Raw genomic sequence first — 12,451 nt, forward strand, 5'->3', positions numbered from 1 at the left:
TTAATGCAAATAGAAATATTATCCGCAATGGACCAGATAGTAGGTAGGGCTCTAAAAACATATTTAACTTTAGTTTTTACCAGGAATTTTTTGCAGTTCGATCTTTCCTATAAAATAGGGCCAGGAAGTTCTTTTTAATCTTTCTTCTACCTGTTCCTTTAGTTCTGCATTATCGGCATATTCAATCAATACTATCGGAACTTCAAAATCTTTATACATCTCTTTAAGTTCATTCAAGAGCCTTGTGAAAATTTTGTCATCTCGTAATTGGTATTTCTTATTCTTAAAATCATAATCTGTAGCAATACTCTCTTTTGCTATTGCGTCTATAAATGGATTGGTGTCTTTTACAATAGAGATTCCGGCATTCTGAATCAAATAAATATCCGGATACGTATTATTTAAGTCTTTTAAGAAAGCTAGAAGTGCTTCTTTTTTTTCAGGAGTGGGCCCAAATTCGGTATAATTATCAATATTATCCAGAAACATTCCATCTAGACCTTTTTGCATATTATAATCAAAGATCTCCATAAGTGCTTTCTGGGTTCTCTTATTCTCCATATTCAGAATATAACTATTCCAAATCTCGTTTTTTCCCAGTGTAAATTTTTCTAGTTCTAGATAATGAGCGGCAGCTTCGTTAACTTCTCCCAGGCTTACATAACCTAAAACCTTGTCGTTTTGTTTTTTTAAAACCTCGATATCTTCACTATCAAAATGTGCGCTCTCAATTACCAGTATTTCGTAACCGGAAACATCCTTAGGATAAAAATCGCCGTAGGTGAAAAGCACTTGTTTTTTCTCCACAGTTTTTTGGGCCACAATCTGGGGAACGGTGAAACAAATTGTTCCTATAATCATAAAATATTTAATAAGATGCATAATAATAATAGTCCAGATTTTTAAAAAAGCGATAGGTTACACTCGTGGTTAATAACATAAAAATAAAAGAACCAATCAGCATTCCTATGACACTATACTCGTAACCAATCCACCTGCTTGCAAGAATGCCAATAAATAAGTTCACCAAAAAAGCAATAACTATTGCTACTAAAGGTTTTCTATGTTGGCCTAGGGTGTAAAGGTATAATACATTAAGCATCCCCAAGCTAAGGAATAAATAACCAATACTTCCCAAGATACAAACTTTGATACTCAAGGGGCTGAGAATTTCTTCGAAACCTGATTTATAACCCCAGGGTTGGGTAATTAAGAAATATATAAAGATAGCTATACCTATAGCACTAACCCCAAATAGACGCAAGTGTTTAAAGTACATCCTTTTCATTTTATTATTGAAGTTATAATATTCAGAATACTTTATTTCCAACTGGTGAAAATCCATATGTCTTATATAGGAATGAATTGCATATTCCATGACCCCGCCCAGCAAGAAGAAAATTAAAATAGCAAGATCCATCCCTATCTCATAATCTTTTTCATAATAAATAACATAAGGAATATCTCTGTTTAGAGTGGAAGACCAGGCTACTATCCTGTCTAAAAAAACGAAAAGGAAAATAAATGTACCGTAAAGAAAGTAATTGAAATTTCTATATAATGAAAGCATTACTTTAGGTTTCTTTTTTACGGCAACATGCTTTTTCAGTTTATACCTAAAGAATAAATAAATATAACCTACAGATATTAACGAAGCCGTAAGAATACCAATCCAATGTATAAAGTAAGGATGCAATTCCGAATTAAAATGAAGTAAAAGCGCTAATGCTGTACCTATGAAAACACTAACAGAAAGCATCCACCTTTGTTTTAAGGCATAGAGCGGTGCTAAGACCAGTAGTAAAAAACCAATAAGCAAGGCATATGAAAAGCTTATTAAAACAAAAAGGAAACTGTAGAGTGGAAAAATAAAATTTATGATAACAGAAACTATAAAAAAGCCGAAGATAGCGAGCGTACCATTTTTAATAATCCTTTTGGTAGAATAACTTGCCATATGATAATCTTTGTTATACCAATAGTAAGAAACCTGTTTACCAATAACCTGTATAAAACCGCCGCTGATTACAAAGCCAAGAATTACTCCCAGTACCACAGCGGTAGACTGCAGATTGTTAAACCTTGAATAGGTCCAGAGAGAGAAACCAAAAAGAATTATTGCAAATACCTGTAAAAAAATTGGAAACAAATGGATGAGTCCCGAGCTATAATCAGCGATAAATCGTTTAGTATTCTTAGTAGTTATATAATCGGTTAACGCGAGCCTCTTGTAGGTTTTTGCCTCTGCAATACGTTGGTTATTGTTCTTGAGATTGGCCAGAGTTACCGCATCGTATGCTTTATAGATATATTTGGATAGATGAAAAATGCTTTCAAAACCATAATCTTCTTTAACATCGTTCTCGCGAATACCAAAGGACTCTATAGTTGCGGCTACAACATACACGTTTACCGGTTTGCCATTGCGTTCTTTAACCGCAACTACAAGTTTTGCAATAGCCTTGATTTGGTCTTTATTCATTTCTATAATAAATCTCCGATCTTTGTGCGTTTAGGCTGAACTTTTTTACTTTTCATAATATCCTGATAAACATCTTCATATTCACTTACAAATTTATTTAAGGTAAAGTTTTTCAAAACTTTTTCCCGGGCATTTTTTCCCATCGTTTTTCGCAAATTTTCATCTAGAAGTAATTTGGTAACAGCCTCTCCAATTCCTTCAACATCTTTTGGTTTACAGGTAAAGCCACAGCTTTCATCGAGGGCTTCTTTAACACCTCCCACTTCAGTGGACACCACGGGAATTCCGCAACCCAAAGATTCAATAACCGTATATGGAAAACCTTCAGAAATCGATGTTAGTATAGAAAGGTCTCCTTCAAGGAAAATATTTTGAGGATCACTCCTGGGCCCCATAAATTTGAAATTTTCCATTAAATCCAGTTCCTTTATAAGTTCCAGGCATTCCTTAGTATATTCCGGAACTGCCTGGTCATCTCCATACACTAAATACTGAACCTTCGGAAAAGTCCTTTTCACTACTGCGCAAGAGCCTATCATCGTTAAAATATCTTTTAATTCAAATACCCTGGCCACTGCTACTACGGTCGGAATATCTTTTAAATGTGAAGGTTTTGGACCAGGCCTGAAAATATCCGGATCAATACCATTGTAAATTATTTTAAATTTTTTAGGATCCGCACCATACCATTTTTCCCATTTTTGATTAAATGTAGTTACGGATACAATCACATCAGCCTTGTAATAAGCCAAACGAGCAATAGCTTCAGAGAATCGGATTAACAGGCTTTTTAGAAAATATGGATATTCAGAATTGCTTATGGCTAACAACCTTTCCCTAATAAAGACGCCGTGTTCAGTAAGCATAATTTTGGTTCCATACTTGTAATTCGCTATTAAGGCAGGGATAACCGGGAAACCACTAAGGGTTAAATGAGCTACATCAACTTTAGGAATGTTGACTATGGCAAGAGGTATTAAAAACCTATAGATCCAACGTAGTCCAATGGTAATATCTATTAAAGAGGCATCAGGGTTACGCTCCCCTATTATAAATTTAGCCAGGGTATCTCGGTAAGTAGTCCAAACATGCCTGCTTCTAATAGTCTCTTTATAATCATAATCTTCAAAATAGAACCATAATTGGTGGAAAATTATATCCAGATCTTCCATATTCTGGTCATCGCTATAAATGAATTCCAGTAGGCCTTTAAAAAGGGGAATAAACTTTTGTTCCACTATTTCGTCATTGGTCCATTCCTTTTTAGCAACAGTCTTATAATATTCTTCCCCATAACTAATATAATCATACGGCTCATCTGGCGTCCATAACGGAACCTGGATAACTTCGCTAATATTATCGCTGAGTTTATACTTGGGTTCTTTCTCAAAAGAAGCATTTATGGAGTACAATTTAAAATCTACGTCACTCACTTTATTGCATAAATGATGTGCCCAAGTTGATACCCCTCCGCCATTAAATGGATAGGTACCTTCTAAAATAAGCATTACCGATGGTTTTGCCATTTACATCTATTTTTGTCAAAAATATGTGAAAAATAAAATAATATACAATTTATAGGTTACTAAATAAGTAGCTCATTTTCACCTTTTCACACCCTTGAATTATCAACCTCAAATTCTGAAGTTATGAGCTAAACCAAAAATCAGAAATTTTTTACCATAACTTTTAAAATATCCTCAAATTCGCCGCTGATATTTCTTGTATATTTGTTTAATCTTTACCATTTGATTCATCCAAGGCATCAAGGTAGAACAATTTGATTTATAAACTTCAATATAGGTTTGGTACGGCTATAAAATTCTAAGCATATGAATGTAATTAAATTAAGTACTGCATTATTTTGTTGCTTATTTCTAACAAACCAAACTTTGATTGCCCAGGAAACTATAGATTATCGCAAAGAAATGCGTGATTTAGTTATTGAATTAAGTGAAAGCGCCAAAACTAAACATCCTAATTTTATAATTATCCCCCAAAACGGCGTGGAACTTTTAATTGAAGGATCTGAAAATCAAGAAAGCAGGGCCATAGATTATTTAAATGCAATTGACGCGGTGGCCCAGGAAGATCTTTTTTATGGTTACCCAAAAATCAACAAACTCACCCCTCTATCGGAAAATTTATACTTAAAAACTTATCTTGATCTGGCAAAAAAAAATAAGAAAGAGGTTTTAACAATAGACTACGCTTCTACTCAAGAATTAATAACCGATTCTTACAAACGTAATAAAGAAAGCGGCTATATCTCATTTGCTGCGCCAAGACGGGAATTAGATCATATTCCAGCCTACCCGGTATTCTGTGAGAACAGCAAAAATATAGACGACCTTTCAGAAGCTAAGAATTTTTTATACTTTCTCAATTATGCTAATTATTCAACAAAAAAAGAACTGATTAGCGAATTATCCTTTACAAATTATGATCTTATCGTATTAGATCTCTTCTTTCAGAATCAAGCTTTTACTAAAGAGAATATTGCACAGTTGAAAAAGAAAAAAAACGGGGGTGACCGACTTGTAATAGCCTACATGTCAGTTGGGGAAGCAGAAAATTACCGTTACTACTGGAAAAAAAATTGGAACTCAAAACCTCCAGAATGGTTCGTCGAGGAAAATCCGAACTGGGAAGGTAACTTTAAGGTTAAATACTGGAAGGATACCTGGAAAGAACTTATTTATGGAAACGAAGAAGCCTACCTTAAAAAGATTATAAACGCCGGATTTGATGGTGTCTACCTGGATATTATTGACGGTTTTCAATACTTTGAAAACAAAGAATAATAATTAATCTTATCGTAGGATTGTAGTACAATTCGGTCAAATAATTAACTTTGAGAAAACTGCTATTTTTCTATGAACGATTATATCCTCATCGCATTAATTTTCATTGCCCTTCTTCTCGGACTTTATTTTGGAAATCTTATTTCAAGCTTAAAAAACAAGAATAAAGAAACACTTCTTCAGGAAAAAAACAATCAACTTGGTCTCCAGTTAGAAGAGCTTAAAAAACAATCCGACAATAACTTATCTAATTACAGATCTGAAATAACAGAGATCAAGAGCACAGCCAAACTACAAACAGAAAAAATAGAAAAAGAGCGCGAAGAAATCCGAAGGGAAAAAGATTTCATAAGTAATGAACTCACTCGTAGAAACGCAGAATTTGAAAATTTAGAGCTACGAAATAAAGAGCAAAAAAATGAAGTGGAACAGCTTCAAAAAAAGTTTGAAAAGGAATTTGAAAATCTCGCCAATAAAATTTTGGAACAAAAATCGGAAAAATTCACCTTACAGAATAAAGAAAATATTCAGAGCATTTTAAATCCGTTACAGGAAAAAATTCTTCATTTTGAAAAACGTATAGAAGAAGGAAATAAAGAAAGTATAGACAGGCACGCAATGCTACGTCAGCAAATTATTGGTTTAAAAGAGCTTAACGAGCAAATGAGCAAAGAAGCCGTTAATCTAACTAAAGCGCTTAAAGGGGACACCAAAACCCAGGGTAACTGGGGTGAAATGATCCTGGAACGTGTTCTGGAACGCAGTGGTTTGCAAAAAGGAAGTGAATACACGGTTCAGCAAAGTTTCATGAATGCCGATGGAAAAAGGATCTTGCCTGATGTAATCATCAACCTTCCCGGTGATAAAAAAATGATCGTAGATTCTAAAGTTTCGCTCAACGCTTACGAACGCTTCAGCAATGAAACTGAGGAGGAGGAAAAAAAACAACATTTAAAAAAGCATCTTACGGCAATCAGAAATCGCGTAAGCGAGCTCGGAGAGAAAAATTACCACCAAATATACCAGATGGAAAGCCCGGACTTTGTTCTACTTTTTATTCCCATTGAACCTGCTTTTGCTGTAGCTTCAAACGAATATCCAGGATTATATTCCGAAGCCTTTGATAAAAATATCATTATCGTTACACCTACTACTCTACTCGCGGTGTTAAAAACCATAGACAGTATGTGGCAAAATGAGAAACAAAAACAAAATGCTCTTGCTATCGCCACACAGGCAGGAGCACTGTATGACTCTTTTACCACATTAACCGAAGAGCTTACAAAAATTGGCAGACAGTTGGCAACTGTTCAGAATTCCTACGAAGGAGCGATGAAAAAGCTTACGGGAAAAGGGAACTTACTTCGCCGAGTAGAAAAACTTAAAAAACTTGGAGCAAAAGCCAATAAGCAAATAGACCCAAAAATGCTTGCCAGAATAGAGGAAGAAATTTAAGGAAAGTAAATATCCAGATAACAGCATATTTTATGCTGCTGGTTTGGGTAGAAATTTTATTATTGTAGAATATTAAGAAATACTATATGAAAAAAACACTATTCGGTATTTTGGCAGTTATTATACTGCTTTTTATCGCCTGGTTTGCCTTTATCTATTATGTGCCTTATAGTGAGGGAACCCGCAGTGGTGAGCTCATTAAATTCAGTAAAAAGGGGGTTATTTCAAAAACCTGGGAAGGTGAAATAAGCCAGGGTATCAGTGGCGCACAGATTTTTCAGTTTTCAGTTTTAGATCAAAATAGAGATGTTATAGAAGCTCTTCAGGAAAACGAAGGTAATTACGTAAGGCTCAAATATCTCGAACGATATGCTACGTTTTTCTTTTGGGGCGATACCAAATATTTTATAACCGAAGTGGAAGAAGCACAATCACCTCACTTTAGAGACAGATAAATTATGACAGAATTTAAACATGTAAAAGACTCCCAGGTAGACATATCAGAATTAATGCTACCCTCACATTCAAATTTCAATGGAAAAATTCACGGAGGCTACGTCCTTTCTCTTATGGATCGCATTGCTTTTGCTTGTGCCTCTAAGCACTCCGGGGCGTATTGTGTGACTGCAAGCGTAGATACCGTAGATTTTCTAAAACCCATTGAAATAGGTGAACTCGTTACCATGAAGGCCTCCGTCAATTATGTGGGAAACAGCTCTATGGTGATTGGAATTCGTGTAGAGGCCGAAAATATAAGAACTGGAGAAAAAAAGCATTGCAATTCTTCGTATTTCACCATGGTAGCAAAAAATGAAGATGGAAAATCACTTCAGGTTCCAGGTTTAATACTAACCAATGATCACGATATACGTCGATTTGCCAAAAGCATAAAACGTAATAAAATGAAACTAAATCGTAAAAAGGAATTTCATGAGACAGATTTTTCTTCGGAAGAATATGTGCATTTACTTGAAAAATACAAGGTGAAATTAGAAAGATAAATCAGCATTTGAAATTTAACGGGTTTATAGCGGCGATTTTTATGGCGATTATCATCGCCTATTTTGTCCCGGAAGGAGTTGTTCTTTTTCCCCTTAAAACCATCACCGACATTGGCGTTGGCTTCATTTTCTTTTTCTATGGGTTAAAGTTGTCTCCAGCTGAATTTAAATTAGGGCTTCTCAACTATAAAGTTCATATTGTAATTCAGCTTTCCACATTTGTTGTTTTTCCATTGTTGGTATTACTATTTTTGCCACTTTTTGAAACCGGCACCGGTTCAGATCTATGGATCGCATTGTTTTTCCTGGGAACCCTACCCTCTACCGTTTCCTCATCTATCGTAATGGTTTCACTAGCAAAAGGAAACCTTCCGACAGCTATTTTTAACGCAAGTCTTTCGGGGTTAATTGGAATTTTCGCCACACCCATCTGGCTCAGTTTTTTCCTGAGTAAAAGCGCTGATTTTGAGTTCTTAGATGTGCTTGTAAAGTTATGCTGGCAGATAATTATCCCATTGATTCTTGGTCTGATACTCCAGAAATCCTTGGGAAATTTGGCAAGAAAACATAGTAAAAAATTAGGATTCTTAGACAAGACTACCATTATATTAATCGTTTACTCCAGTTTTAGTAACTCCTTCTCTTCCAGAATATTTACTAATGTAGAAACCGAGGATTTACTTAAATTAACTGCACTGGTTGTTCTATTGTTCTTAGTAGTGTATTTCGGACTTGGATTGGTTTGTAATTTTTTAGGCTTCAAATTAAAAGACAAAATTACAGCTCAGTTTTGCGGAACTAAAAAATCATTGGTTCACGGTTCTGTAATGGTAAAGGTAATCTTTGGAAATTCAGCAAATACCGGATTATTATTATTACCGATTATGATCTATCATTCCCTTCAGTTATTACTGATTGCTTATTTTGCTGAAAAATATAGAAAACGTGTGTTGCTCGCTGAAACCCAGCAGAAATTTTATAGGTAAGGAACAATTTCAGTAATACTTATGGTAAAAAAGATCCAAGCCAGAATAAGCAATAGTCCACCAAGAGGAGTAATTGGACCTAGAATCTTTATTTTCTTTCCAGCGGAAGCGCTTAAGGTCAACCCATAGATACTGAAAGAAAACAAAAAAATACCGAGTATAAAAAACCAGGCAATAAGTTGCTGAAAAATTCCAATAAAAGGAAATACGATTCCGGAAATAATTAGCATAATCGCGTGGTACATTTGATATTTTACTCCGGTTTCAAAACTTTTTAACTGATCCTTAGAAAAACGCTTTTTTAAAGCGTGTGCCCCAAAGGCACCAAAAATTACAGCAAGTGTGCCATAAATCCCCCCAATAATAAAGACTAACTCTCGCATACTATCTTTTTGAAACTGAGCTATTAAATCAAAGTGCAAAATAAAACCTCACAGATTTTGAAATCTGTGAGGTTCGTTTTACCAAGCTATTTGCTCAAATACATTTTTCTTCTGCTATATAAATCGTAAAACTCATCATCTCGCAGACTATCAATAAACAAGATACTTTCACCGGTACTTTTCATCTCAGGGCCAAGTTGTTTGTTTACATTATGGAACTTATTGAAAGAGAAAACCGGTTGCTTTATGGCATAACCTTCCAATTGCGGATTAAAATTGAAATCTTTAATCTTCTTTTCACCCAGCATCACCTTGGTTGCATAATTCACATAAGGCTCTTTATAGGCTTTAGCAATAAATGGAACTGTTCTGGATGCTCGTGGATTAGCCTCAATGATGTAAACCATATCATCCTTTATAGCGAACTGGATATTTATTAAACCAACGGTGTTAAGCGCTAAAGCGATCTTACGCGTATGGTCTTTAATTTGCTCCATCACAAGATCACCCAGGTTAAAAGGAGGCAGTAGCGCATTAGAATCTCCAGAGTGAATTCCGCAAGGCTCAATATGTTCCATTATTCCGATAATATGAACATCCTCTCCATCGCAGATAGCATCAGCCTCAGCTTCTATAGCCCCGTCCAGGTAATGATCAAGCAATAACTTATTGTTCGGAATTTTTCTTAACAGGTCCACTACGGTTTCTTCAAGCTCATCTTTATTGATTACGATTTTCATACCCTGGCCCCCCAATACATAAGAAGGTCGTACCAGAATTGGAAAATCAAGTTCATCAGCAAGCGCTAAAGCCTCATCCGCCGTTTCAGCAGTACCAAATTCCGGATAAGGAATATCGTTGGCCTGAAGTAACTTTGAGAAACTTCCGCGATCTTCGGCAAGATCTAAGGCTTTAAAACTCGTTCCCATAATTTTTATTCCATAACGATCTAGTTTTTCGGCTAGCTTTAAGGCGGTCTGTCCACCAAGTTGAACGATTACTCCTTCTGGTTTCTCGTGTCGAATGATCTCGTAAATATGTTCCCAGAAAACCGGTTCAAAATAAAGTTTATCGGCAATATCGAAATCAGTGGAAACTGTTTCTGGATTACAGTTAATCATTATAGTCTCATATCCACATTCTGAAGCTGCAAGCACCCCGTGAACACAACTGTAATCGAACTCAATTCCCTGTCCTATTCGATTGGGACCGGAACCTAGCACTACAATTTTTTTCCTATCACTCACCTTACTCTCATTATCTACATAGCGTTTTCCGTCAGGAGTTTCTATATCGGCTTCAAAGGTGGAATAGTAATAAGGAGTTTCAGCTTTAAATTCTGCTGCACAGGTATCGACAAGTTTATAAACCCGGTTTATTCCAAGATCCACACGTTTGTTGTAAACCTCACTTTCCAAACAATCTAACATGTGGGCTATTTGTCTGTCGGCAAAACCTTTTTGTTTGGCTTCCAGTAACAGATCTTTGGGCAATGATTCTTTATCGTATTTAGAAATCTCAACATCTAAGGCGTATAGCTCTTCATATTGCCTTAAAAACCACATATCTATTTTGGTAATCTCATGAATACGGCTCAGCGGAATTCCGGCCTGTATGGCATCATAGATCACAAAAACGCGGTCCCAGCTGGCGTAAGTTAATTTCTCTATGATTTCATCGTACTTCGTATAACTTTTTCCGTCAGCTCCAAGTCCGTTTCTCTTAATTTCAAGGGACTGGGTAGCCTTATGAAGCGCCTCCTGGAACGATCGGCCAATACCCATCACTTCCCCAACAGATTTCATCTGAAGTCCCAAGGTACGGTCTGCACCTTCAAATTTATCAAAATTCCATCGTGGTATTTTAACAATCACGTAATCTAAGCTAGGTTCGAATAATGCTGAAGTTGATTTAGTGATTTGATTTTCCAGCTCATCTAAATTGTAACCAATGGCAAGTTTAGTAGCTATTTTTGCAATTGGATATCCAGTAGCTTTCGAAGCCAGGGCAGAAGACCTGGAAACTCTTGGATTGATCTCTATGGCAATAATATCTTCCTTTTCATCCGGACTCACTGCGAATTGGACATTACAACCACCGGCGAAATCGCCAATGCTACGCATCATTTTTATAGCCATATCGCGCATTCGCTGATATGCAGTATCACTTAAAGTCATTGCCGGGGCTACTGTAATAGAATCCCCGGTATGGATTCCCATAGGATCCATATTTTCTATAGAACAGATAATTACCACATTATCATTCTTATCCCTTAAAAGTTCTAATTCATATTCCTTCCACCCCAAAAGTGCTTTATCGATGAGCACTTCATGAATTGGCGAAGCTTCTAATCCGTAAGTAAGTTTTTCGTCAAATTCTTCCGGACCATGTACAAACGAAGCACCGCTTCCACCTAATGTAAAAGAGGCACGAATAACAAGTGGAAAACCAAACTCCTGAGCAACTTCTTTCCCCTGAAGATATGAGGTTACCGTTTTTGCCGGTGCCACAGGAATTCCAATTCTACCCATAAGTTGTTTAAACTTTTCGCGATCTTCAGTAATATTGATGGCATCGATATCTACCCCAATCAATTTAATTCCGAAATCTTCCCAAATTCCTTTTTCATCGGCTTCAATACAAAGGTTTAAAGCAGTTTGGCCTCCCATTGTTGGTAAAACCGCATCTATATTAGGATGGTTTTTAAGAATTTCCACAATAGATTTCGTGGTTAAAGGCTTAAGGTAAACATGATCCGCCATAGAAGGATCGGTCATTATGGTGGCAGGATTGGAATTGAGCAGAATAGTTTCTATTCCATCTTCGCGTAAAGATCGCAAAGACTGTGTTCCAGCATAATCAAATTCACAGGCCTGGCCTATAATGATAGGTCCAGAGCCAATAATCAAAATACTTTTAAGGTTGTTGTTTTTGGGCATTTTTATCAGGATTGTAGCATTGATATATAAAAGTAAGGAAGCAATTGGATATAAAAAAAGGCGTTACTAAAAAAGTAACACCTTTAAATATTTTAAAACCTAATTCTCATTAGTGCTTATGTCTGTTTTCAGAAGATACCGATATTTTCTTTCTTCCCTTAGCCCTTCTTCTGGCGAGGACTTTTCTTCCGTTTGCACTAGCCATTCTTTCTCGAAAACCGTGCTTGTTCTTTCTTTTTCTCTTAGATGGTTGAAACGTTCTTTTCATTTTAAATATCTTTAAATCTTCTGAATAATCGTTTTTATAGCTCTCTGTAAAACTGCGTGCAAATATACAAAGCTTTTTAACTATTACAAGGCCTAATTTAAATTATTTTTAATTGTTTTTCTTACCTTTGCCG

11 protein-coding genes are annotated in these 12,451 nt (G+C 35.9%); 5 read left to right on the plus strand and 6 right to left on the minus strand.

Going from position 1 to position 12,451, the window contains the following annotated elements; genetic code table 11:
- Nucleotides 1-69: 69 nt before the first annotated feature.
- The 3 genes from DET49_RS16150 to pelF are packed head-to-tail and all read right to left on the minus strand — an operon-like array spanning nt 70 to nt 4,008.
- Nucleotides 70-861, minus strand: a complete 792-nt coding sequence (locus DET49_RS16150; protein ID WP_166636598.1) for an endo alpha-1,4 polygalactosaminidase — start codon at nt 859-861, stop codon at nt 70-72.
- Nucleotides 862-868: 7 nt separating this feature from the next.
- Nucleotides 869-2,482: an exopolysaccharide Pel transporter PelG gene (locus DET49_RS16155; protein WP_133549578.1), complete on the minus strand. Its 1,614-nt coding sequence runs from the start codon at nt 2,480-2,482 to the stop codon at nt 869-871.
- A gap of 2 nt (nt 2,483-2,484) precedes the next feature.
- Entirely contained in the window at nt 2,485-4,008 is a 1,524-nt protein-coding gene (gene pelF, locus DET49_RS16160) for a GT4 family glycosyltransferase PelF (RefSeq protein WP_133549579.1), read from the minus strand.
- Between the two features lie 306 nt (nt 4,009-4,314).
- Here pelF and DET49_RS16165 point away from each other — a divergent pair, with 306 nt between their 5' ends.
- The 5 genes from DET49_RS16165 (at nt 4,315) to DET49_RS16185 (ending at nt 8,728) form a co-directional block, all read left to right on the plus strand.
- Entirely contained in the window at nt 4,315-5,286 is a 972-nt protein-coding gene (locus DET49_RS16165; protein ID WP_133549580.1) for an endo alpha-1,4 polygalactosaminidase, read from the plus strand.
- 72 nt (nt 5,287-5,358) lie between these two features.
- The gene (locus DET49_RS16170) at nt 5,359-6,741 is read left to right on the plus strand and encodes a DNA recombination protein RmuC (RefSeq protein ID WP_133549582.1); all 1,383 of its coding nucleotides are present in this window, start codon (nt 5,359-5,361) and stop codon (nt 6,739-6,741) included.
- Nucleotides 6,742-6,827: 86 nt separating this feature from the next.
- Nucleotides 6,828-7,196 carry a 6-phosphogluconate dehydrogenase gene (locus DET49_RS16175; RefSeq protein WP_133549584.1) on the plus strand — a complete coding sequence of 123 codons (369 nt, stop codon included), beginning with the start codon at nt 6,828-6,830 and terminating at the stop codon, nt 7,194-7,196.
- 3 nt (nt 7,197-7,199) lie between these two features.
- Nucleotides 7,200-7,742 carry an acyl-CoA thioesterase gene (locus DET49_RS16180; protein WP_133549586.1) on the plus strand — a complete coding sequence of 181 codons (543 nt, stop codon included), beginning with the start codon at nt 7,200-7,202 and terminating at the stop codon, nt 7,740-7,742.
- Between the two features lie 8 nt (nt 7,743-7,750).
- Nucleotides 7,751-8,728, plus strand: a complete 978-nt coding sequence (locus DET49_RS16185) for a bile acid:sodium symporter (RefSeq protein WP_133549587.1) — start codon at nt 7,751-7,753, stop codon at nt 8,726-8,728.
- Here DET49_RS16185 and DET49_RS16190 read toward each other — a convergent pair.
- The 3 genes from DET49_RS16190 to rpmH form a co-directional block, all read right to left on the minus strand.
- Complete coding sequence (locus DET49_RS16190; RefSeq protein WP_133549589.1) at nt 8,719-9,111, minus strand: DUF423 domain-containing protein; 393 nt, start codon at nt 9,109-9,111, stop codon at nt 8,719-8,721. The two genes, DET49_RS16185 and DET49_RS16190, sit on opposite strands and share 10 nt — an antisense overlap.
- A gap of 86 nt (nt 9,112-9,197) precedes the next feature.
- Nucleotides 9,198-12,050, minus strand: a complete 2,853-nt coding sequence (gene carB / locus DET49_RS16195) for a carbamoyl-phosphate synthase large subunit (RefSeq protein WP_133549591.1) — start codon at nt 12,048-12,050, stop codon at nt 9,198-9,200.
- Between the two features lie 109 nt (nt 12,051-12,159).
- Nucleotides 12,160-12,318, minus strand: coding sequence for a 50S ribosomal protein L34 (rpmH, locus tag DET49_RS16200; protein ID WP_075327124.1), 159 nt, complete (start codon nt 12,316-12,318; stop codon nt 12,160-12,162).
- Between the last annotated feature and the right edge of the window lie 133 nt (nt 12,319-12,451).

The sequence above is a fragment of the Salegentibacter sp. 24 genome, assembly GCF_004362395.1.
Classification (GTDB): domain Bacteria; phylum Bacteroidota; class Bacteroidia; order Flavobacteriales; family Flavobacteriaceae; genus Salegentibacter.